Source organism: Nostoc sp. CALU 1950 (assembly GCF_051172895.1).
Classification (GTDB): Bacteria; Cyanobacteriota; Cyanobacteriia; order Cyanobacteriales; family Nostocaceae; genus Nostoc; species Nostoc edaphicum_A.
Genome location: NZ_JBDNJQ010000047.1, coordinates 1 through 24,058 on the forward strand (window position 1 = coordinate 1; position 24,058 = coordinate 24,058).

General features: G+C 38.7%; 13 protein-coding genes and 1 tRNA gene. 12 read left to right on the forward strand and 2 right to left on the reverse strand.

Going from position 1 to position 24,058, the window contains the following annotated elements:
• Together ABF638_RS14835 and trmFO are read left to right on the forward strand one after the other, a co-directional pair.
• Nucleotides 1-320, forward strand: a 320-nt coding sequence (locus ABF638_RS14835) for a tetratricopeptide repeat protein (RefSeq protein ID WP_435023452.1), incomplete at its 5' end; no start/stop codon positions are given.
• Between the two features lie 300 nt (nucleotides 321-620).
• The gene (trmFO, locus tag ABF638_RS14840) at nucleotides 621-1,937 is read left to right on the forward strand and encodes an FADH(2)-oxidizing methylenetetrahydrofolate--tRNA-(uracil(54)-C(5))-methyltransferase TrmFO (protein ID WP_181930810.1); all 1,317 of its coding nucleotides are present in this window, start codon (nucleotides 621-623) and stop codon (nucleotides 1,935-1,937) included.
• Nucleotides 1,938-2,038: 101 nt separating this feature from the next.
• Here the strand turns inward: trmFO and ABF638_RS14845 are convergent, their stop codons facing one another.
• Nucleotides 2,039-2,326, reverse strand: a complete 288-nt coding sequence (locus tag ABF638_RS14845; RefSeq protein ID WP_435023453.1) for a hypothetical protein — start codon at nucleotides 2,324-2,326, stop codon at nucleotides 2,039-2,041.
• Nucleotides 2,327-2,688: 362 nt separating this feature from the next.
• Between ABF638_RS14845 and ABF638_RS14850 the strand changes: the two genes are divergently transcribed.
• From ABF638_RS14850 to ylqF, 5 genes are all read left to right on the forward strand, one after another.
• The gene (locus tag ABF638_RS14850) at nucleotides 2,689-3,876 is read left to right on the forward strand and encodes a murein hydrolase activator EnvC family protein (RefSeq protein WP_435023455.1); all 1,188 of its coding nucleotides are present in this window, start codon (nucleotides 2,689-2,691) and stop codon (nucleotides 3,874-3,876) included.
• A gap of 44 nt (nucleotides 3,877-3,920) precedes the next feature.
• Nucleotides 3,921-3,993, forward strand: a tRNA-Arg gene (locus ABF638_RS14855).
• Nucleotides 3,994-4,314: 321 nt separating this feature from the next.
• The gene (locus tag ABF638_RS14860; protein WP_435023457.1) at nucleotides 4,315-4,893 is read left to right on the forward strand and encodes a Uma2 family endonuclease; all 579 of its coding nucleotides are present in this window, start codon (nucleotides 4,315-4,317) and stop codon (nucleotides 4,891-4,893) included.
• A gap of 8 nt (nucleotides 4,894-4,901) precedes the next feature.
• On the forward strand, nucleotides 4,902-5,291 hold the full coding sequence (locus ABF638_RS14865) for a VOC family protein (protein ID WP_435023458.1): 390 nt from the start codon (nucleotides 4,902-4,904) through the stop codon (nucleotides 5,289-5,291).
• 107 nt (nucleotides 5,292-5,398) lie between these two features.
• On the forward strand, nucleotides 5,399-6,283 hold the full coding sequence (gene ylqF, locus ABF638_RS14870; RefSeq protein ID WP_069067830.1) for a ribosome biogenesis GTPase YlqF: 885 nt from the start codon (nucleotides 5,399-5,401) through the stop codon (nucleotides 6,281-6,283).
• A 1-nt stretch (nucleotide 6,284) separates the two neighbouring features.
• Here ylqF and ABF638_RS14875 read toward each other — a convergent pair whose 3' ends face one another.
• Nucleotides 6,285-6,551: a hypothetical protein gene (locus tag ABF638_RS14875; protein WP_435023460.1), complete on the reverse strand. Its 267-nt coding sequence runs from the start codon at nucleotides 6,549-6,551 to the stop codon at nucleotides 6,285-6,287.
• 404 nt (nucleotides 6,552-6,955) lie between these two features.
• On the opposite strand from ABF638_RS14875, the gene ABF638_RS14880 reads away from it, so the two are divergent.
• The 5 genes from ABF638_RS14880 to ABF638_RS14900 all read left to right on the forward strand — a co-directional run bounded on the left by ABF638_RS14880 (nucleotide 6,956) and on the right by ABF638_RS14900 (nucleotide 23,791).
• Complete coding sequence (locus tag ABF638_RS14880; protein WP_435023462.1) at nucleotides 6,956-7,213, forward strand: helix-turn-helix domain-containing protein; 258 nt, start codon at nucleotides 6,956-6,958, stop codon at nucleotides 7,211-7,213.
• Between the two features lie 180 nt (nucleotides 7,214-7,393).
• Nucleotides 7,394-12,880, forward strand: coding sequence for an ATP-binding sensor histidine kinase (locus ABF638_RS14885; RefSeq protein WP_435023464.1), 5,487 nt, complete (start codon nucleotides 7,394-7,396; stop codon nucleotides 12,878-12,880).
• Between the two features lie 18 nt (nucleotides 12,881-12,898).
• A complete protein-coding gene (locus ABF638_RS14890) occupies nucleotides 12,899-20,584 on the forward strand; it encodes an amino acid adenylation domain-containing protein (RefSeq protein ID WP_435023465.1) in 7,686 nt (2,561 codons plus the stop codon).
• A 340-nt stretch (nucleotides 20,585-20,924) separates the two neighbouring features.
• Entirely contained in the window at nucleotides 20,925-21,779 is an 855-nt protein-coding gene (locus ABF638_RS14895; RefSeq protein ID WP_435023467.1) for a phytanoyl-CoA dioxygenase family protein, read from the forward strand.
• Nucleotides 21,780-22,150: 371 nt separating this feature from the next.
• Nucleotides 22,151-23,791, forward strand: coding sequence for an adenylate/guanylate cyclase domain-containing protein (locus ABF638_RS14900; protein WP_435023469.1), 1,641 nt, complete (start codon nucleotides 22,151-22,153; stop codon nucleotides 23,789-23,791).
• Nucleotides 23,792-24,058: the final 267 nt, after the last annotated feature.

The following is a 24,058-nucleotide window of genomic DNA, read 5'->3' on the forward strand; positions in this document are numbered from 1 at the left end:
GAGATAAGCAAGCAGCAATTGAAGATTACAACCAAGCCATTAAAATTAATCCCAATTATGCACTAGCTTATTACAACCGGGGTGTAGCTCGTTATGAATTAGGAGATAAGCAAGCAGCAATTGAAGATTACAACCAAGCCATCAAAAATGATCCTAACTATGTAAATGCTTACTACAACCTGGGTTTAGCTTACTCTACTTTAGGAGATAAGCAAGCAGCAATTGAATATTTTCGTAAATCTGCCGATTTGTATAAACAACAAGGAAAAGAAAGTGACTACGAATCTGCTTTAAAACACATTACACAGCTTGAGAAATAATCAGATTACCAACTTGTTAAAAAGTCAGCAATATTATTTGCAAAAGAGAAAAATTATAGTAATTAGAGTTAATCAAGATGATCACTGTATAAATTGACCAGTTACGGGAACAAGACGCTATCAAGAATTGTTAGCTAAACTCAAAGAAAAGGGAATTGACACAGATAATTTATAATTGCTGCTGTTGATGGTGCATTATGCTGTGGCTACTGGCTATGTCTAAAACTCCCTACTTGTTGATGCGTCCTAGCGCTGATGCTGGTAGATACTTATGATGATATGGAAATTAAAAATTTAACTATGGAAACACAACCGATACAAGTAATTGGAGGTGGACTAGCTGGGACAGAAGCAGCTTGGCAAATAGCCCAAGCTGGAGTGCCAGTAATTTTGCATGAAATGCGTCCAAAGCGATTTAGTCCTGCTCATCATACAGAACATTTGGCAGAATTAGTCTGTAGCAATTCTTTTGGGGCAATGGCAAGCGATCGCGCGGCGGGATTATTGCACGAAGAATTACGCCAACTCGGTTCGATTGTCATCTCAAAAGCTGATGAACACGCTGTTCCTGCCGGTGGGGCGCTAGCTGTAGACAGAGGACAATTTGGTCAAGATTTAACTGAAACTTTAGCGAGTCATCCTTTAGTTGAATTTCGGCGGGGTGAAGTGTCTGCAATTCCCGAAGGGATTGTGGTTTTGGCAACAGGGCCATTAACCAGTCCCGATTTAGCAGAAGATTTGCAACGCTTTACAGGGATGGAATACCTGAGCTTTTTTGATGCAGCTAGTCCGATTATCGTGGGAGAATCGATTAATCGTGACATTGCTTTTATGGCATCACGTTATGACAAAGGTGAAGCTGCTTATCTCAACTGCCCAATGAATAAAGAGCAGTACTTGCACTTTCGGGAAGAACTCTGTAAAGCGGAACAAACAGAACTCAAGGGTTTTGAACGGGAAACAGCGAAATTTTTTGAAGCTTGTTTACCCATAGAAGAACTAGCACAGCGCGGGGAAGATACCATGCGCTACGGCCCCCTCAAGCCAGTGGGATTGTCAGATACTCGCACAGGGGAACGTCCTTATGCTGTGGTGCAGTTGCGACAAGAAGATAAAGCTGGTCAACTGTGGAACATGGTAGGATTCCAAACTAACCTGCGCTGGGGTGAACAAAAGCGAATATTTCAGTTAATTCCCAGTTTAGAAAAAGCAGAGTTTGTGCGGCTGGGAGTAATGCACCGCAACACTTTTATTAATGCTCCCCAATTAATGCATCCTACCCTGCAATTTAAAGAGCGTCCCACATTGTTAGCTGCGGGGCAATTGATTGGTACTGAAGGTTATACAGCTGCGGCTGCGGGTGGCTGCTTGGCGGGAATTAATGCAGCAAGATTAGCTTTGGGTAAAGAAGCTTTGGTTTTACCACCAACAACAATGATGGGTGCGTTATTGGAATTTATTAGTTCCGCTTCGCCGAAACATTTCCAACCAATGCCGCCTAACTTTGGGATTTTTCCCGATTTAGGAATGAAAATCAAAAGTAAACCAGAGCGTTATGGACGTTACCGCGATCGCTCTTTAGCTGATTTGGCAACCTGGAAAGCTAATCATAATTAATGGGGATTGGAGCAGAGGGGAAAAACTTACTGCAACTTCTTTGCTGCTTTCCTGCTCCCTCATCTCCCTCATCCCCCTCATCTTCCCCTGCTCCCCACTCCCTATTTTTTAATCGTGACTAATCCATGTATCCCTAGCGCCGTAATTACACCTCCCAGTAATCCCCATGTACCATCGGCAAATACGTTGATGCGATGAATGTAAGTGCGATGATAGGCATACTCTAACTGTCTATCATTTACTTTCCCGACCTCTACCAGGTTTTTCACATTATTTTCAGCTTTGATCAGTGCTGCATAATCGAGATTAAACCAATACAACGATACTCCCACTACCGCCAAACCTGGAAAAACTAAAGTAATTAAGAGAATTGCTATACGTGCGTTCATATACCTCACCCAGTGACCAGAATTAATTAAAAATTAAAGATTAAAAATTAAAAATTGAAAGAAATAATAATTTTTAATTAATTCTGGGTACAAGCCCCTACTGATAGCGCAGTGTTAGCGAGTCCGCGTACTCTTACAGAGAAGCAAGCTACGCGCAGCGTCTCGTAGAGAGCGTCTTGCAATTTTTAATTTTACATTTTTAATTTTTAATTGGTTTGATATACCTGCTCAATGCTGACATAGCTGGAATCCTTGTGTTACAACTTGGCAGACCAATTTAATAATGTGTTGGCGTGGGTGAATTAGATTTTGGGAATAATCCTCATAGTGTTTGAAAGTATCGTTTTGATTAGGTTCACACTATGAGAGGGCGATTTCTAGAAAAAAAGCAGATTTATTGCTCTTTATCTATTGCATTTTGCTGCATTCTGTGGATTTGTTTGGCACTAATTCCAGTCTATGCAACATCTACAGGGTCTATTGATACTCTGCGACAACAGCAGCAACAAATGAACCAGCAGCAGCAGAGTGTGGTTAACGAGCGCGATCGCTTAACTAATCTCCAACAAGAGGCCCAAAAACACCTCACTGGTTTAAAGCAAAATCTGCAAACTACAGATAGCTATCTTCAAGAGAGTGAATCACGATTACAACTCGCCACCCAACGCCTCCAGCAATTGGAAACTGATTTAGCTGTGGCGGAACGTTCCTATCAGGAGCGGCAAATAGCAACAGTAGCACGATTGCGTTATCTCCAGCGATCGCCTGCATCTGTCGGATGGGCGGTTTTATTGCAAAGTCAAAATATCAGCGACTTTATTAGCCGTCGTCATCAGTTGAAGTTAGTGTTTCAGGCAGACCAGAAAATTTTGGTAAAACTCAACACCCAAGCAAACCTGATCAATCAACAAAAAACTGACGTAGAACAGCAAAAAAACGAAATTGCTTTAATTCGTGAGCAACTTTTAGCACAAAAATCCGATTATCAAACCCAGGCGCAATCGCAATCAGAATTGATTCAACGCCTCAATAGCGATCGCCTAGCCTTGGAAGCCGCACAAAACCAGCTAGAGAGGGAATCCAAAAATCTGGAAGTCTTGATTCAACAAAAAGTAGCAGAAGCTCAAGCAAAAACCAACAGCCGGACAAGTGTGATCATTCGCGGAACTGGTGTCATGGCATATCCTAGCAATGCTTCTACGAGCAGTCCCTTTGGCTGGCGGATGCACCCTGTTCTCGGCTATCGTCGTTTTCACGCCGGCTTAGACTTTGCCGCTAGCTATGGCAGTACAATTCGGGCAGCCGATTCGGGAACAGTAATTTTTGCTGGGTGGTATGGTGGTTATGGCAGAGCGGTAATTATCGATCACGGCAATGGCATTACAACACTGTACGGACATAGCAGTGAATTATATGTTGCTGACGGACAAGCAGTTGAACGCGGACAAGCGATCGCAGCTGTTGGTTCCACAGGTTTATCGACTGGCCCCCACCTCCACTTTGAAGTCCGTCGCAATGGTACACCTGTAGACCCGACTAATTATCTTTAAGGCTGAAAATATTATCACAAACGTGCTATAATAGTGAGGATTAAGGGCGCGTAGCTCAGTGGATAGAGCAACAGATTCCGGTTCTGTGGGTCGGGGGTTCAAATCCCTCCGCGCTCGTTACCTTTACAAGACTAAGCACAAAATCGAGAGGTCATTTTCTCTCATAGGATAAACCCAGTTTACCCTATGAAACAGAATGCTAACCGATAATCTGGAATACAAAAAATAGTGTGCGTATGTGGTGAGTGATATAACACTACACATCTTCTTTTCTGATTCAGTCTCTCACCCGTATACCTACCCCACACTTTTCTTGAAAAATAAAACAACGGCGCATTTGTTGGGGAGAATTCCTAAAGTAGAGGTAGAAGCTAAATCTTCCCTATTAGCAGCGCATGGGTTTAATGCAACTAGGATTTTTGTGGAGCGCAATGAATTATGACTGCTTTAACCTTACAATTACCTCCTAATCTGCAATTTACTGATGAGGAATTTGCACAGATTGTAGCTGTGAATAAAGAATTACGACTAGAGTTAACTGCTGAAGGGGAATTAATTATCATGTCACCCACTGGAGGAGAAACGGGAAACCGTAATTTTGAACTGTATCTTGATTTAGGAGTTTGGAACAGACAGAATAAGCTCGGAAAAGCTTTTGATTCTTCTACTGGGTTTAAACTGCCAAATGGGGCAACTCGTTCACCTGATGCTTCTTGGGTAAGGATAGAAAGATGGGATGCTCTTACCCTAGAACAAAGAAAGAAATTTCTCCCTTTGTGTCCTGATTTTGCAGTGGAATTAGTTTCTGAAACTGATGATGTGGAAGATACTAAAGCCAAAATGGAGGAATACTTAGCAAATGGCTTACAACTGGGTTGGTTAATTAATCCTAAAGATAAACAAGTAATAATTTATCGCCCCAATCAAGTACCGGAAGTTTTACAATCTCCCACACGTTTATCGGGTGAAGATGTTCTCCCTGGTTTTGTTTTAAATTTACAGCAGATTTTTGCATAGATGACTATATGGGTTTTCAGTACACTAACGCATTGATCGCCATAGCATCGGTTAATTGCGATAATTTAGTCAATTTCTATACTAAATTACTAGAGCAAAAGCCAGTTCCTTTGATTCCGAATGTCTATGCTGAATTTAATTTGGTTAGTATGCGATTAGGTATTTTTAAACCAAAGAACACAAACGAATCTGAATTTGAAACGATGTCTAATGCCAAAAGTAAGATAAGTTTGTGTTTAGAGGTAAGTAACTTAGAAGATGCGATCGCTCACCTAACTGCTTTGGGCTATCCTCCACCAGGAGACATTTCCATTGCTTCCCACGGCAGAGAAATTTATGCCTATGATCCTGATGGCAATCGCCTGATTTTACATCAAGCTGCTAGAGGGAGTCATTAGTCATTTGTCATTGGTCATTTGCAAAGGACAAAGGACAAATAATATAGACGCTTCTGCGGCTTCCCGCAGGGTAGGACAAATAACAAATAACAAAGGACAAAGGACAAATGGCTATAACTCAAAACTATAGATTAAACCTGATTCAATGGTATCCAGGTCACATTGCTAAAGCTGAAAAGAAACTCAAAGAACAGCTCAAGCGCGTAGATGTAGTGTTTGAGGTACGAGACGCCCGGATTCCCTTAGCGACTCACCATCCCCAAATGGCTGAGTGGGTGGAGGGTAAGACACGGGTGTTGATACTGAACCGAGTAGATATGATTACGCCGCAAATGCGATCGCTGTGGATAGATTGGTTTAAACGTCAGGGGGAAGTCCCTTATTTTACCAACGCTCAACATGGTAAAGGTATAGCAGAAGTAGCGCGGGCAGCGCAAGCCGCTGGGGTAGAACTAAATCAAAGAAGAAGCGATCGCGGAATGTTACCCCGTCCAGTGCGGGCTGTAGTGATTGGTTTTCCCAATGTCGGTAAATCAGCTTTGATTAATCGTCTGTTGGGAAAGCGAGTTGTGGAAAGTGCAGCTCGTCCTGGGGTAACTCGCCAACTCCGCTGGGTGCGAATTTCCGAACATTTGGAATTGCTAGATGCTCCTGGTGTTATCCCTGTAAGATTAGAAAATCAAGATGCAGCATTAAAATTAGCTATTTGTGATGATATCGGTGAAGCATCTTACGATAATCAGCTAGTAGCAGCAGCCCTAGTGGATTTACTAAACTATTTGGAAGCTGTAGCCGCAGATTTATTACCAAAAAAACCATTAGAGTCCCGTTACCAACTCGATTCGGCGATATCAGACACCGGAGATATCTATCTGCACGCCTTAGCAGAGCATCGTTACAAAGGTGATATAGAGCGAGCTGCAAGACAACTTCTAACAGATTTTCGCAAGGGTTTGTTGGGTGAAATTAGTTTGGAATTGCCACCCAATTAGGTTAGGCTACAAGCATTTTCAAGCCGTTTTTGAAGTGTTTTACTAAACCTCTCACGCATAGGGTGAGCGTGAGCGAACCTAGCGTTTTTACAACACCCTGAGCAAAAAATAAAAACAGCGAATTCTGCAAATTTACGGGTGTGGTTGCGTTACAAAAAGTGAGGAATACTTTGGCGCACTCGCCCACGCCGCCAAAGTCAGTACGAAAATCAAAATAGTCTTTACTAAAAGAACCCTCATCTGCTGTTGGCTCAAGAGAAGTTAGCAATTATTGGGGTAATATGATGTTTACAACAGGCTGCACCTACACACTCCAAATAACAGCCCAGTCACAATCAAACAGACAATTCTACTTTGTACGTATTTGCGTAAAATTGTTTTGCTTGTACCCAAGACACCTAGAGCTAATATTCCTAATGTAAAAGAAGGTTAAGGAATAGAGTCAACTCGACAAGACTCAATCAATTGGCGTAGTAAAAAGCAGATTACTATTGGCATTTTTTGAGACAGTAACAGTAGAAACTACCTTAATACCTATTGTAGTAATTACATAGACCTTGTAGATTATCTTTCAAAAAAATAGTATATTAGCGGGTTACAACTAACCCTTAGCACCAGTAGCATATAACAAAACCTATATCACTTGCTACATTAAATGGTGTTTTAAGTTACATGATGATTAAAAACCCTTTGGTAATAATCCAACAACCAGAAGTTGGCAAGCTAATTCTTAAACTTCGCACAATCGTTGGTTTGACACAAGAAGAGTTTGCAACATCATTAGGTGTTACTTATTCCACAGTTAATCGTTGGGAAAATGGACATTCCAAGCCATCACGCCTAGCTATGCACAGAATTGAAGAGATGTTAGCAAAGATAGGTACACAGGGAGAAGAGTTATTAGCAATATATTTACCAAAGAAGTTTTAAAGTAAAAAAATACCCTAAATTTATATGGGTATTATAAAAACTTGTTAATTTAAAAGACTTGTATCTAAAAGAAATGACATTTCTGTTTACATATTTAAACTAAATAGAAAAAGTTTTAGTTTCAATATGTAACATACTAGCAAGATCAATAGTTTTCTAAAAATTAGTTGGAGACAAAAAATGATTGTTAATTCAGAATATAAAATTATAGAAAAAATTTCGGATGGTCTAGATACTGTTGTTTATCGGGCACAGGAGCTTACTAATGAAAGAATGGTTATCCTTAAAATACTTAAAAGTGACTACGCTAATCTTGAATGTGTAACAGCTTTCAAACATGAGTATGAAATTGCTAAATCATTAAATTTACCAGGGGTTATTAAAGCTTATAGGCTAGAAAATTATCAAGATAGTATTGCTTTAGTTCTGGAAGATATTGGAGGACAAAACCTCAAACAATTTGTCAACAATAATAAAATTAATATAATAGATTGCTTAAAACTAGCTATTCAACTTACGGATATTATTATAGATTTGCATGAACAACATATTATTCATAAAGATATTAAACCACAGAATATAATTATTAACCCTAAGTCAATGCAGGTGAAAATTAGTGATTTTAGTATTGCCTCACGCTTGTCAAAAGAAAATGCAATGATCGGCAATCCTAATTTGCTTAAAGGAACACTTGCTTATATGTCTCCAGAGCAAACAGGTCGCATGAATCGGTCGATTGATTACCGCACAGACTTTTACTCTTTAGGCGTAACTTTTTATGAGATACTGACTGGCAATTTGCCATTTAATTACACTGATCCCTTAGAAATAATTCACTCTCATATTGCCAAACAGCCGATCCCTCCTCATGAGATAAATCGAAAAATTCCGGAGGCTGTATCTAATATCGTAATGAAACTATTATTTAAAACTGCTGAAGAAAGATATCAAAGTGGCTTAGGGTTAAAAGCAGATTTAGAGATTTGTTTCACGCAGTTGTTAAATAATGGTAAAATCGAAAACTTTATTCCTGGCAAGTTAGATAAATTTAGCCAATTTACAATTCCTCAAAAGCTCTATGGACGTGAGGCAGAAGTAGCATCTCTCATGTCAGCTTTTGAGCGAGTAAGTGTTGGCAGAAGTGAAATGATCTTAGTTTCGGGTTATGCAGGAATTGGTAAATCTTGCTTAGTTAATGAAATTCATAAACCTATTCTCCAACAACAGGGATATTTTATTTCTGGTAAATTTGATCAGCTTAAGCGAAATATTCCTTATACGGCTCTAATTGAATCATTTCAAGAATTGACCCAACAGTTATTAACAGAAAGCTCTGAAAAAATAATTGTTTTGAAACAGCGACTTTTAGAAGCATTTGGTGAAATTGGTCAAGTTATTATTGATGTTATTCCTGAGATTGAAAAAATTGTAGGTCAACAGCCACCTGTGCCACAATTAGGAGCAATTGAATCCCAAAACCGTTTTAATCGAGCATTTCAAAAGTTTATTCAAGTATTTACTCAAAAAGAACGCCCACTTGTTCTATTTTTCGATGATTTACAATGGGCAGATTTAGCGTCTCTAAAATTGATTCAGATGTTGATGCTTGATGATAGCCAATATTTTTTGATGATTGGGGCTTATCGAGATAACGAAGTCATATCAACTCATCATTTGAATCAAACTTTGAATGAAATCCAAAAATCAGGAGCGATTGTAAATAATATTACACTCAAGCCTTTAAATATTAGTGATGTGCATGAATTAATAGTCGATACACTTCATACTGCAACAGAAAAAACAAAAATACTAGCTGAACTTCTTTTTAATCAAACTCAAGGAAATCCTTTTTTCTTAACTCAGTTGTTCCAAACTATGCACCAAGAAAAGCTATTAAATTTTGACTTTAATAGTGGAACATGGCAGTGGGAAATAAATCAAATTCAGACCATTGGGATTACAGATTATGATGCTTTAGAATTAATTGTCAGAAATATTAAAAAATTGCCCCAAGAGACACAACAGGTATTAAAATTAGCTGCTTGTGTTGGCAATCGGTTTAACATAGATATTCTAGCAATTGTAAATGAAAAATCTCAGTCAGAAACCGCCTCTGAATTATGGGAAGCACTTCAAGCCAGCCTAATTCTGCCCTTGAGCGATAACTATAAAGCTCCACTATTTTTTGACAAAGACATATCTATATCTTTAGAATCTCAAGAATTAAAAGTTTCATATAAGTTTTTCCACGACCGCATCCAGCAAGCAGCTTATTCCCTGATTCCAGAATCGCAAAGAAAACAAACTCACCTCAAAATTGGGCAATTAATACTAGAATCTTGTCAAATAGAGGAAATTGAAGAAAATATTTTTAATATTGTTAACCACTTAAATTTTGGTACTGAATTTATTTGCGATCAATCTCAAAAAGACCAGCTAGCTAAATTAAATCTGATAGCTAGCCAAAAAGCAAAAGCATCATCAGCTTATGAAGCTGCTCTTAGCTATTCAACAGGTGGACTAGAATTACTGACACCATCGAGTTGGGAAAACAACTATGACTTGATGCTAACACTTCATCTAGAAAGCGTAGAATTAGAGTACTTAAATACTAATTTTACACGAGCAGCTATCCTAACTGAAATTATTCTAGAAAAAGCTAATAATCTGCTCGATCAAGTCAAGGCTTATCAATTACAAATCCAGTTTTATATGGCTCAAAATCAGATGCTTAAAGCCATTGATACTGGACTAGAAGCGATCGCAAAGTTGGGTATTTCTCTCTCAGCAACGCCAAATAAGCAAAGCACTATAGCTAACTTACCTCAGCTTCAAGATTTAGAAAATTTTCCAGTTGTCAAAGATCCTTACATACTTGCGGCTTTAAAAATCCTTGTTACTGTTGGTGGTGCTGCTTTTATTACTGACCCAACAGGGAAAACTTTTCCTCAGATCATCTTGACTGTCGTTAATCTCTGTATTGAACACGGTCATTCGCCTTTGGCTGCCGCTGGATATTCTTGTTATGGCATGGTGTTGTGTAGCCATATAGAAAATATTGATGTTGGATATCGCTCTGGTCAAATAGCTTGGCAGATATTAGAACAGTTTCAAGCCAAGGAACTTAAAAGTAAAGTATACGCACCATTTTATGGTTTTACTTTTCATTGGAAAGAGCATGTTAGCAAAAGTATTGCTCCTTTACAGGAAGGAATTCAGAACGCGTTAGAAATTGGAGATTTAGAATACGCTGGTTATTGCTCTATCCACTATTGCGGTCATATATTTTTTAGAGGAGAACAACTCGAATCAGTAGTTCAGCAGCAAGCATCATATATTGGTTTGCTACAAAAGTTTAAACTAGATTTCCCAATAAACTACATTAAAGTCTGGCATCAATTGACATTAAACTTACAGGGGATGTCACAAGATAAATGTCATTTGGTTGGCGATAGTTTTAATGAAGTAGCAATGTTGCCATATCTCCAAGCTACTAATAATGTTACTTCTTTATTTGCTGCTTATGTTGCCAAAATGATTCTTCTTTACTTGTTTAAAGATTATACTAAGGCACTTGATAATGCCAAATTAGCTTCAGAATATATAAGTAGTGTGATGGGGATGATCACAATTAGCATCCATAACTTTTATTATTCTTTAGCCATGATTAAGTTATATTCCAATGTTGAAGCTAACACTCAACAAGAATATATGGCTGCTATCAATGCCAATCAGGAAAAAATGCAGATATGGGCTGGTCACGCTCCTGCTAACTATCAGCATAAATATGATTTAGTAGAGGCAGAAAAAGCGCGAGTTTTAGGACAACCCTTTATAGCTATGGAGTATTATGAGCTAGCTATTCAAGGGGCCAAAGAACAGGGATATCTTCAAGAAGAAGCACTAGCCAGCGAGTTAGCAGCAGAATTTTACTTTTCCCGTGGTAGAGAGCAACAGGCGATCTTCTATCTGAGAGAATCTTATCATGCTTATATCCGTTGGGGAGCGATCGCAAAAGTCAATGATTTAGAGTCAAAATACCCCGATTATTGCCCATTGAGGATAAATCAAGAGTCATCTAGTTTGAAGGCTAGCTTGCGAACCACTTCAAGTAAGATCAATAATTTGGCATCTTTTGATTTATCTACAGTTTTTAAAGCTTCGCAAGCTATTTCTAGCGAAATCATGCTAGATGAATTGCTAGCTAAGTTAATGAAAATTGTTATGGAAAATGCTGGTGCACAAACTAGCTGTTTCCTTTTAGAGAAAAATGGTCAAATGATAATTGAAGCATTTGTAGGAGTTAACAACAATGAGATGTTTTTGGAAACTTCTATGTCTTTAGACAATAGTCTATATGTACCAATATCTATACTCAACTATGTGATGAGAACTAAAGAAAGTGTCGTTATTGGTGATGCTAGCTCTGAAGGAAAATTTACCGGTGATCCTTATATTATTCAGAATAAATGTAAGTCAGTTTTATGCACGCCGATAATTCATCAAAGTAAGCTTATCGGAATTTTGTATCTGCAAAATAACTTAACAACGAATGCATTTACTACTGAACGTTTAGAAGTTTTGAAAATTCTGGCCTCTCAAGCAGCTATTTCTATTGAGAATGCCAAGTTGTATACTAATCTATCTAAACTAAATGATAATCTGCAACAAGCTAACCAAGAATTAGAGAATCATAGCAAAAACCTAGAACTAAAAGTTGAAGAACGAACACAGGAATTAAATGAGAAAAATGTGTGTCTGGAAGAACAAGCACAACAATTAGAACTTACACTAAAACAGCTACAAACGACACAGTTACAGATGATTCAAAAAGAGAAAATGTCTGGATTAGGTCAATTAGTTGCTGGTATAGCTCATGAGATTAATAACCCAATTAATTTTATTTATGGCAATATTTCTCATGCTAGTGAATACATTAAAGATATATTGCATCTAATTAACACTTATCAAAAAATATCACCCAATCTGACTCCTGAAATGCTGGCAGAACAAGAGGATATCGATTTGCCATTTCTGCTTGAAGACTTACCCAAATTGCTGTCTTCAATGAAGATTGGAGCCGATCGGATTCGCCAGATAGTTCTGAGCTTACGTAACTTCTCCCGTTTAGATGAAGCAGAAATGAAGCCAGTAAATATTCATGAAGGTATTGATAGTACCTTACTAATCTTGCAACATCGACTCAAAAATGAGTCAGTCAATTGTAATATTCAAATTATCAAAAATTATGGCTCTTTACCATTAGTAGATTGTTATCCAAGTCAGCTTAACCAAGTATTTCTAAATTTATTAGCTAATGCTATTGATGCCTTGGAAGAGTATAACTCTCACCGTTCATTGGAGAATGATGAACTTAATCCAGGTTATATCAAAATAACTACTGAGTTATTAGAGCCAAATCTGATAGCTATTCGCATTGCTGATAATGCTTCCGGTATGAGTTCAGATATACTTTCTCAGATTTTCAATCCTTTCTTTACTACTAAACCTATTGGCAAAGGTACTGGTTTAGGATTATCTATTAGCTACACAATTATTGTAGAAAAGCATGGTGGCAAAATCAGTTGTCACTCATTCCCAGGAAAAGGAACTGAGTTCATAATTGAACTTTCAGTCAATCGGAAAAGTTCTAAATTAGTCAAGTAAAAAAATCCTGAAACAATTATGATTATTAACAATTATCAATCTCCAAGTGTTGTTAATATTTCAATTGATGAAATATTCATGGCTTTAGTAAAAGGAACTATACTAGATGAGCCTTTTGAATCTAACAGGATTGGAAAAATATCACGATTGACAACGACACAAAGAGATTTATATCTGGATAATATGCTCCATCCAGACAGCATTGTTTTTACTTTAGGAATTACCGTAAATTTACCACATAATCTAGACAGACTTATTTGGGAACAAGCAATAAAAATAGTATGCCAAAAAGATGATGCTACTAAAACTAGGTTTGTTTTTTATAAAGGAGAACCTTTTCAGTTTGTAGATCATAATACTGATGTTAATTTTGAATTTATCGATTTAGCAGTTAGTCATATTTCTTTCACTAGTTTGCAAGAAGTTATCGAAGACAAGATTAAAATAAAGTTAGAATTGCAAAAATGTGAGCTATTTAAAAATGTTCTAGTCAAAGATAAGCAGGGTAACTATACAGCTATTTTAGGTGCGCCTCATATCCTTTTTGATGGCTATTCTGGGAAAGTTTTCTTTGAAAGGGTTGCAAAAGTCTACCAAGATTTAAAAATAGACAATAACCCTCAAATTTTTGAGGATTATTCTTTTCATGATTTTATTGACGATGATGTAGCTCGATTTGATACTCCAGAGATTCAGCAGTATTGGCTAGAAACGTTACGTAAGGTTATCCCTGTTACGCCTTATATCAAAACTGAAACAGAAAACAAGGCTAAATCAAGGAAAGTCCAAATTACTGGGAATGAACTAGCACAAATTAGAAAATATTGCCAATTAAATAAATGTAGTGTTACTACATTTTTTAGGGCTATTTATGGCATTTATTTAAGTAAATATTTACAAGCGCCAGCAGATTTTGTATTTTACGATATTTTTGGGAAAAGAGATGAAAAATTGCTTAATACTTTAGGTTGCATTTACCAAGTAGTGCCTATTATTATACCTCAAGTAAATATTGACAATAAATCAAGTCTAATCGATTATCTTTTATACGTAAAAAACTATCGTAAAAATATAGATAATTTACAAAATATTTCAGTTCTTTTGCAAAGAACCTATTTAAAAGATGAACACTTAAAATTCTTCTATAATTTTTATAATTTCAGTATTTTGAATATTCCTTTTACTGAAGAATCTTCCAAATTAACTGTTCACAATTCTTTTGCCGACAATGAAGTTCATCTTGTCATTAATGACTTCAGTAATAGTTTAGATATAGAAATATTTTATAATCAAAAATATTTTACAGATATAAATTCTTTGGAGAGATTGCTTTTTATAGCAAATCAAGTTAGTCAAGGATGTGAATATTTTCATCAACTGAATATATTGCTAGAAACTGAGCAGAAAGAATTAGTAGAAACTTGGAATAATACTAGTAAAGATTATGCATTAGATAAATGCGTTCATCAACTGTTTGAAGCGCAGGTGGAGCGATCGCCAGATGCTATAGCAGTAGTATTAAAAGAGACACAGAAGCATGAACAGTCTTCACTCACTTACCGAGAGTTAAATCAGCACGCGAACCAGTTAGCACACTACCTACGTTCGCTAGGTGTCAAACCAGATATGCCGATAGGAATCTGTGTAGAGAGAACCCTGGAAATGGCGATCGCAGTTTTGGCAGTTCTCAAAAGTGGCGGTGCTTATGTACCAATGGATTCAGCGTATCCCAAGGAACGCCTAGCCTTTATCCTTGAAGATACTCAAGTATCAATACTACTCACTCAACAACAACTATTAACAGAGCTTCCCAAAACCAAAGCGCAGATTATCTGTTTAGATATCGACTGGGACAAGATAGAGCAATACAGTCAGGAAAATCCCTCTAGTGAAGTAACACCAGAGAATTTAGCTTATATCATCTACACTTCTGGTTCCACAGGCACACCGAAAGGCATCTGTTTAGCTCACCGTCCTTTAGTGAATTTACTACAATGGCATCTAAACTCACTATTAACAGGTGTACGTACCCTGCAATTTGCCTCTTTGAGCTTTGATGCCAGCTTTCATGAGATGTTTGCTACTTGGTCTTCAGGAGGAACTTTGTTTCTCATCTCAGAAAACTTGCGTCGGGACACCACAGCTTTAGCTCGCTTTATTCAGAGTCAAGAGATTGAAAAAGTTATCCTGCCTGTTGTCGTATTACAGCAAATGGCAGAAATGGCTGTATCTCAATTGGAATTATTTACTAGCTTAAAAGAAGTTACTACTACAGGTGAGCAACTGCAAATCACTCCAGCCATTGTCAAATTATTCAAATCGCTACCACACTGCTCATTTCATAATCACTACGGGCCATCAGAAACCCATGTAGTAACAGCTTTGACATTAGATCAAAATCCTGATTCCTGGCCAACTTATCCGTCTATCGGTCGTCCCATAGCTAACACCCAAATCTACATCCTCAATGCAGAGTTAAAGCCAGTTCCTATCGGTGTTTCGGGAGAGCTTTATATTGGTGGCGATAGTTTAGCCAGGGGTTATCTCAATCGACCTGATCTGACTAGTGAACGCTTTATTCTCAATCCTGATGCGAAATCGCACCGCTTATATAAAACAGGTGACTTAGCTTGCTACTTACCAGATGGGAATATTGAATACCTGGGTCGGATAGACCAGCAAGTGAAGATTCGCGGCTTCCGCATTGAGTTGGGGGAAATTGAAGCAATGCTGTTGCAGCATCCTGATGTGCGTGAAGCCGTAGTCATAGCGCGTGAGGATGTGCCTGGAAATAAATATTTAGTCGGTTATGTTGTCTGTAGCTTGATTCCAGAGCAAGTACGCACAGTCAGTAGTAATCTGCGTAAATTTCTCAAACAGAAGTTACCAGATTATATGATGCCCTCCAGTTTTGTGATTTTAGATGCATTACCACTAACATCTAATGGGAAAGTAGATCGTCGTTCCTTACCAGCACCAGATCGCACTGGACGGAATCTGGAGCAAGATTTTGTCTCACCTCGTACCATCATTGAGGAAGTACTAGCAAAAATTTGGGTGGAAGTTTTGCGATTGGAGCAGATTAGTGTCTACGATAACTTTTTTGAGATTGGGGGACACTCACTGCTAGCAACTCAGGTAATCTCTCGAATACGAGATACCTATCAATTAGATTTACCATTGCGGGGTTTATTTGATGCACCTACTATTGCCAGCTTGGCGGAAAGTATCGAGACACAACTTAAGCAAAATCTGGAATGGCACACTCAAGCGATTGTACCTGTAACGCGCAACCAAAACTTACCTCTTTCCTTTGCCCAGCAGCGATTATGGTTTCTTGAGCAGTTCCTACCCGGCAATCCTTTATACAACTTACCGCAGACTTTTCACCTTGTTGGTCAAGTAAATTTAAGTGCCTTAGAACAGAGTGTCAACGAAATTATTCGCCGCCATGAAGTTTTACGCACCACTTTTACTTTCTTAGATGGGCAGCCAGTACAAATTATTGCTCCTACCCTAACTGTATCTCTGCATTTAATAGATTTGAGATTGCTGTCTGACTCGCAAAAAGACACAGAAATCCAGCGATTAACAATTGAGGAGTGCCAACAACCCTTTAACCTCAATGACGGGCCGCTAGTACGAACCACCCTTTTACAGTTAGGTGCAGAAGAATATATACTGCTTTTGAATATTCACCATATTGTTTTTGATGGTTGGTCTGTCGGTACATTTTTCCGAGAACTGAGACTGCTATATCAAGCCTTCGTTAATGGTCAACCTTCTCCCCTAGCTGAACTTCCGATTCAGTATGCAGACTTTGCTCTTTGGCAACGGCAATGGTTGCAAGGAAAAGTATTATCAGAGCAACTAGACTATTGGAAGCAGCAGTTAGCAGATTTACCCATTTTACAGTTACCAAGCGATCGCCCCAGACCAGCAATCCAAACTTATCGCGGGACGCGTCAACCTTTAGCCCTTTCCAAATCTCTCGGCGAGACACTAACTCGCTTCAGTCAGCAGGAGGGAGTTACTTTATTTATGACGCTCCTAGCAGCGTTCCAAACATTGCTATTCCGTTATACGAGTAGCGCAGATATCCCAGTAGGTTCGGTAATTGCCAACCGTCACTATCAGGAAATTGAGAATTTAATTGGATTTTTTGTTAACACCTTAATACTACGCAGTGATTTTTCTGACTCTCCAACTTTTCGCCAGTTGCTCAAGCAAGTGCGAGAAGTGACCTTAGAAGCTTATGCTCATCAAGACCTACCCTTTGAAAAACTGGTAGAGGAACTAGAACCACAACGAGATTTGAGCCGTCATCCCCTGTTCCAAATCGGCTTTGCTCTGCAAAATGTACCCATACCAGCGATAGAACTTTCTGGTATGACCATTAACCATCGCTTAGAACACAATGGCACAGCCAAGTTCGATCTGTTCTTAGAATTATTTGAAACACCAGATGGGATTAGTGGTTGGTTTGAGTACAGTACCGATTTATTTGATGCTGCTACCATCTCTCGCATCGGGGAAAATTTTCAGACTTTAGTTGCAGGTATCGTTGCTAATCCCGATCAGAAAGTTGCAGATTTACCCCTTTTAACAATTACTGAGCGCCAACAATTATTAGTGGAATGGAATCAAACTCAAGCAGATTACCCTGAGCAAAGTTGCATTCACCAACTATTTGAAGCGCAAGTAGAGCGTGAGCCTGATTCTGTAGCAGCAATTTTTGCAGAACAGCAAATAACTTATCACGAATTGAATGCCAGAGCCAATCAATTAGCCCGTCATTTACAAACTTTAGGTGTCGGGCCGGATGTATTAGTAGGGATTTGTGTGGAGCGATCGCTAGAGATGATCGTAGCTCTATTAGCGATTCTCAAAGTCGGTGGAGCTTATGTGCCTCTAGATACCGCCTATCCACAGCAGCGTTTATCCTTAATGCTGACAGACTCTCAAGTAACAGTGCTATTAACCCAACAAAGTTTATTGGAGCAGCTTCCCGAACATCAAGCTAGTATTGTCTGTCTAGATAGAGACTGGGGAGATATTGCTACTCAAGCCCAAGATAACCTGGATATTAATATCCATCCTGACAATTTAGCTTATGTTATCTACACTTCCGGTTCTACTGGCAAACCAAAAGGTGTAGCGATGCCGCACCGTCCCTTAGTCAACTTAATTGCTTGGCAGTCGGAAACTTCCACAGTTGGCTTTGGCAGCAAAACACTGCAATATACGCCGATTAGCTTTGATGTTTCCTTCCAAGAAATTTTTGCCACCTTAACTACAGGCGGGACATTGGTATTAATTTCGGAATCAATGCGGCGTGAACCCACACAACTGCTGCAATTTCTGAACCGAGAAGGGATTGAGCGCTTGTTCCTACCGTATGTCGCTTTGCAACAAATAGCTGAAATGGCAAGGATAGAAGGCATAGTACCCTGTAGTTTACGCGAAGTGATTACGGCTGGAGAACAGTTACGCATTACAGATGCGATCGCACATTTATTTCGCCAATTACCTAACTGTACTCTCCACAACCACTATGGCCCTTCTGAAACTCATGTCGTGACTGCCTTTACCCTCACAAATTCACCTACAGATTGGTCGATTTTGCCCCCCATTGGACGACCGATTGCTAACAGTCAAATGTATCTATTGGATTCTCAATTACAACCTGTTCCTATAGGTGTGCCTGGAGAACTTTATATTGGTGGTATTGGTATAGCACGTGGCTATCTCAACCGCTTGGATCTTACAGATGCTCGGTTCATTCCCAACCCCTTTGAGAATTCAAAATGCGATCGCCTTTATAAAACAGGTGACTTAGCACGTTATCTACCAGATGGCAATATCGAATATCTCAGTCGTATCGATCATCAAGTAAAAATTCGCGGCTTCCGAATCGAACTAGGAGAGATTGAAGCTTTACTAGCACAACATCCCTCTGTCAAGACAAGTGTTGTTATAGATCGGGAAGATGTACCTGGACAAAAGCGTTTGGTCGCTTACGTAGTACCAAATCAACAATATGAGAATGACAGCCAATTTACATTAGAACTCCGCCACTTTCTCAAACAAAAGCTACCAGAATATATGTTACCTACAGCTTTTGTATGCTTAGAGAAGTTACCACTAACACCCAGTGGGAAGTTAGATCGTCGAACATTACCTACTCCCGATCAATCCAGACCCATTCTAGAAGTAGCATTAATTACACCTCGTACTCCTACTGAGGAAAAAATGGTCGGTATCTGGACTAAGATACTTGGCATTGATAATCTGGGTATTCAAGATAACTTCTTTGAACTTGGCGGTAATTCCCTATTAGCAGCGCAGTTAATGATATATGTGCGAGATACTTTTCAAGTACAGATGCCTGTAAGATGTATTTTTGAGCAGCAGACTATAGAAGGACTGTGCCAGATAGTTGAGAAATTAGATCACGAAGGAAATGCTGCTCTCAATAATGTTATTAGTTTCAAAGCTGAAGCCGTACTTGATTCAAACATCTATCCCCAAGGAGTGCTTGCTAAAGATATCAGTCAGCCAAAGCATATTTTCTTAACAGGTGCTACCGGCTTTCTCGGTGCTTTCTTACTACATGAATTGTTGCAGCAAACAGAGGCGAAAATATATTGCCTTGTACGTGCTGATAATGAAAGTGAAGGTTTGAGAAGGTTGCAGAAAAACCTAGAAAAATATTTAATATGGGACGCAAACCAAAGCTCAAGAATTATTGCAATACCAGGAAATTTAGATCAGCATCATCTAGGACTTTCTTCAGAGCAATTTGAGAGGCTAGCAGAGCGGATTGATGTTATTTATCACAGTGGTGCTGAAGTCGGCTTTGCTAAACCATATTCTCTAATGAAGGCGGCAAATGTTCTTGGCACTCAAGAAGTTCTGAGATTGGCATGTCATGGTCAACTTAAGCCACTACACTACATCTCAACAATTGCTATTTTTAGCACAATTGCTTGTTTTAATAAATTTAACGTCCTTTATGAGGACGATGATATTGATCGTAGTGAAACTTATCTTTATCAAGATATTGGTTATATACAAAGTAAATGGGTAGCTGAAAAACTTGTTTGGATTGCGAAATCTAGAGGTATCCCCATAACAGTTATTAGATCGGGATTTTTAATGGGTCATCCGCATACTGGTGTAACTAATACAGATGACTACATATCTAGATTGATCAAAGGTTGTATTCAATTAGGGAGTTTTCCCGATTTAGTGAATCAAAAACAAGATTTAATTACTGTTGATTATGCCAGTAAAGCTATTGTTCAAATATCTACAATGAAAGAATCTTTAGGAAAGGCATTTCATATAGTTCCTTTGGCATCGCAAAATATAGATTTAACTAGATTATTTGAACTGATATCAACTTGTGGATACCATCTGAAAAAAGTGTCTTATGAAGAATGGACAACTGATTTAATTAATCAAGCTCGATACTCTCAAGAAAATTCGTTATTTCCTCTCATCCCCATGTTAACTGAAAAAGTCCATGAAGGGGTGACTGCATGGCAACTATATCAAAACACTCCTGATTTAGACTGTCGCAATACCCTTGAGGCAATTGCTGATACTTCCATCTCCAATCCATCAATGGATACTGAATTAATCAGTAAATATTTAGCTTATTTCCAAAATAGCGGATTTTTAAATACAGAATTTGTATAGTAGACAATTTTTTTGAGGAATTTAGCTATTTAGAAATAATATTTGATTTTTTAAATACATGTAGGGTGTGTTAGCGAAGCATAACGCACCCTACTGGACTGCCTGGCAAATATTGCAATTGCAATATTTGAGCCTTGCCATGCTAATACGTATATTTTAAAAATCAAATTAAAGCTTTATAAGTATTATTAAGTAATGCTTAAAACATTTCTGAATATTTTTAAGCGTTTTGAGTAATTTAACCCATCAAAAATGATTCAAACCATTTAAGTGTTCCTCGCAATGTCCCTAAATTTCAAAAGAGTTAAATTTTAATTGTTCATAAATTCAAGAGTTTAGTATGTACTTAACAGAAGAACAATTATCAATCTACAAAAGCCAAGGATTTATTTTGTTATCAGAATACTTTTCTCGGACTGAAGTCGAAATGATGAAAGCAGAATTATCTGCTTTATCTACAGAAAACTCACCAAATAAGATTCTTGAGAAAGATGGTAAAACTATACGTTCACTTCACGGTTCACATAGTAACAATGATGTTTTCAATTGCCTAACGCGACATCCATTCATTGTTGAGCCTGCTATGCAAATAGTTGGCAATCAAGTATATATATATCAATTCAAAGTAAATCTTAAAGCAGCATTTACTGGTGATATTTGGAAATGGCATCAAGACTATATCTATTGGCGTAAGGAGGATGGAATGCCAAGACCACAAGTAGTCAATGCTATGTGTCTCTTAGATGATATGAACGAGTTTAATGGGCCGCTATTTGTTATCCCTGGTTCCCACAAAGAAGAGATGATTGATATTACGGCTGATAATCCTAGAGTGAAAAATACAAATACTAATAGTTCTGGTGATAACCCTGCATGGGTATCAAGTTTTAGTGCTAATTTGAAGTATTCTCTGAGCCAGGAATTAGTTGTTGATTTAGTATCAAAGTATGGAATTACGTTGATAAAAGCTGTAGCTGGCTCCGTATTATTTTTTGATAGCAATATTGTACATGCTTCATCTAATAATATATCTCCATTTGGGCGTTCTACTGTGATTATTACTTATAATAGTATTGAAAATATTCCCTTACCAGTTCAAAATCCCCGACCAGATTTTCTTGTGAGTAAAGATTATCGACCAGTCACTCCTCTCGCGCCTAATGCGTTATCGCAGTTTTCTCGCATCAAGCTTTAAAATAGATAGGGCAAAATTATACAGCCTTTCTGCTCAGATCACAATCAATCTTAGATGATAGCTGGGTTTTGGCTTAAGTTGATACCAATGATAGATGTGCTCCCTTTCTGAAGGTTTTATCAAGAAAGGCAGGAGAACTTACCGCGCTGGTCTGGCTGACAAAATTGAAAATTTGGTGGCTCCTCTTCACCAAGGGATCAAACACTCTGAACTGAACCTCCAGCAAAATTGCCTCATTCAATGTAATATCTGTCACATACAGTTGTCGGAATGCAGTTAACAGTGTCATAAAGAAAAGGTGAAGGTTAACCTGTAGGGTATAACTTACCTCACAGCTTTGCACCTCTAGCCTCAATGGATCTATCACACTCATGACTGAACTCACGCTACGCCTACAAGAGGGAGATACCGAGACAACGATCGCAGTTGAACAAGATATATTTACAATTGGTCGTTTGCCCGAATGTAACTTGTACTTACCTTTTGCTGGAGTATCCCGCAACCATGCTCGCCTGGTGAAAACGGCTGACGGTGTGTGGACTATTGAGGATCTGGGCAGCAAAAACGGGACGCAAGTCAATAAATATCTTGTTAACTTTCCCCAAGAGTTACATCACGGCGATATCATTTGGCTGGGCAATGTTAGCCTGGTAGTGCTGCTCACAAGCCCTGTTTTTCAACCGACGCCTGAATATCTCGGAACTTCGGAAAATAATGAGCAAAGAACAATTCTTCACAATGTTGAACAATTACAACAGCAATGGATCGCCGCTGATAGCAAAGATGGCAACATCAACAATAAAGACAAAACTATTGCCCGTCTCAAAGACTTAGTGGACATAGCGAAAAATCTCTGTGCGGCGGCGTCTATAGAAGAAATTTTTTCTCAGGTGCAGCAAGTAGTTTTTCGTTACCTTGATAGTATTGATCGCTTGGCATTATTAATTGATGTCAATGGTTGCGGCCAGTTGGAATTAGTGAATGCTGCCACTAGAAACGCTTCCCAACAAAAAAATCTCGCCTCTGATGGTAGTTGGATTAGTCGAAGTATCTGTCAAAAGGTATTTGAAGAAAAAGTCGTCATTCAAACCGCCGATACTCATCAAGATGAACGGTTTGCTAGTGAACAGAGTATTTTGGTCAAAGGCATTCGCAGCGCGATGGCAGTGCCTTTATGGGATGAAAATAAAGTTGTGGGCGTACTGTATGCCGACGCCAATCTTTCTTCTTACCATTGGGCAAATGAAGGTGAAGAAGAACTGAGCTTTTTTTCAGCTTTAGCAAACCTTGTAGCTTCGAGCGTGCAGCGTTGGCTACTGGTAGAGAAACTCAAAACTGAAGAGATGATTCGTCACCGACTAGAACGCTATCATTCTCCCGCAGTTGTACAACAGTTAATCTCTGTAGGCGGATTACCGGGTGGTCGTTTAGCTCCCGCCGAGAGCGAAATCAGTATTTTGTTTGCGGATTTAGTTGGCTTTACGGCAATTTCTGAACGGTTAACACCAACTGCGATCGCTAAATTATTAAATAATTTATTTGAAGAAATGCTCAAAGAAGTTTTTACTTGCGGCGGCACTTTAGATAAGTATATTGGCGATTGTATCATGGCATTTTTTGGCGCTCCCGAACCACAACTAGATCACGCCGATCGCGCTGTTACTGCTGCCAAGGGAATGCTCACTCGTCTCGAACATCTTAATGCCAATGGTTTTTGGCACGAACCCCTGCAATTACGTATTGCAATTAATAGCGGTAAGGCTGTTGTGGGAGATGTCGGTAGTTCCCAAAGGGTAGACTATACGGCATTAGGCGCGACAATTAATCTTGCGGCTCGTATGGAAGCAGTTTGTCCCCCTAGTGAATGCGTGATTAGTGAAGCCACCCATAAAATGCTTTCACAACCCTCAGACTTCCAGGAAATGGGAGATTATCGTTTCAAGGGTATTGATCGATTAGTAAAGGTTTATCAGACAAATTTGCAGCCAGTACCAACAATGATTGGTCATTAGTTATTTGTCATTTGTCATTTGCAGGACTTATGCAAACAATAGCTGAAACCCTGATTTTTAGGTAGGGGCAATTCATGAATTGCCCCTACAGCGTGTAGTTTTGTGTAAGTCCTAATTTGTACTAAGCGACTTGCCTTGAGCGAAGTCGAAAGGAGCCGTAAAGCCTGCGGCATAGCTACGCTTAGGGCGCAGTTCTCGTAGAGAAGTATTGGGCATGAGTATTTGAAAAACACCTAACAAAGGACTAATAACTAATGACAAATTTAT

What these genes read in the sequence shown, in the direction of transcription:
- trmFO (WP_181930810.1), top strand. Translation starts at nt 621, where the DNA reads ATGGAAACACAACCGATACAAGTAATTGGAGGTGGACTAGCTGGGACA.
- ABF638_RS14845 (WP_435023453.1), bottom strand. Translation starts at nt 2,326, where the DNA reads ATGAACGCACGTATAGCAATTCTCTTAATTACTTTAGTTTTTCCAGGT.
- ABF638_RS14850 (WP_435023455.1), top strand. Translation starts at nt 2,689, where the DNA reads ATGAGAGGGCGATTTCTAGAAAAAAAGCAGATTTATTGCTCTTTATCT.
- ABF638_RS14860 (WP_435023457.1), top strand. Translation starts at nt 4,315, where the DNA reads ATGACTGCTTTAACCTTACAATTACCTCCTAATCTGCAATTTACTGAT.
- ABF638_RS14865 (WP_435023458.1), top strand. Translation starts at nt 4,902, where the DNA reads ATGGGTTTTCAGTACACTAACGCATTGATCGCCATAGCATCGGTTAAT.
- ylqF (WP_069067830.1), top strand. Translation starts at nt 5,399, where the DNA reads ATGGCTATAACTCAAAACTATAGATTAAACCTGATTCAATGGTATCCA.
- ABF638_RS14880 (WP_435023462.1), top strand. Translation starts at nt 6,956, where the DNA reads ATGATGATTAAAAACCCTTTGGTAATAATCCAACAACCAGAAGTTGGC.
- ABF638_RS14885 (WP_435023464.1), top strand. Translation starts at nt 7,394, where the DNA reads ATGATTGTTAATTCAGAATATAAAATTATAGAAAAAATTTCGGATGGT.
- ABF638_RS14890 (WP_435023465.1), top strand. Translation starts at nt 12,899, where the DNA reads ATGATTATTAACAATTATCAATCTCCAAGTGTTGTTAATATTTCAATT.
- ABF638_RS14895 (WP_435023467.1), top strand. Translation starts at nt 20,925, where the DNA reads ATGTACTTAACAGAAGAACAATTATCAATCTACAAAAGCCAAGGATTT.
- ABF638_RS14900 (WP_435023469.1), top strand. Translation starts at nt 22,151, where the DNA reads ATGACTGAACTCACGCTACGCCTACAAGAGGGAGATACCGAGACAACG.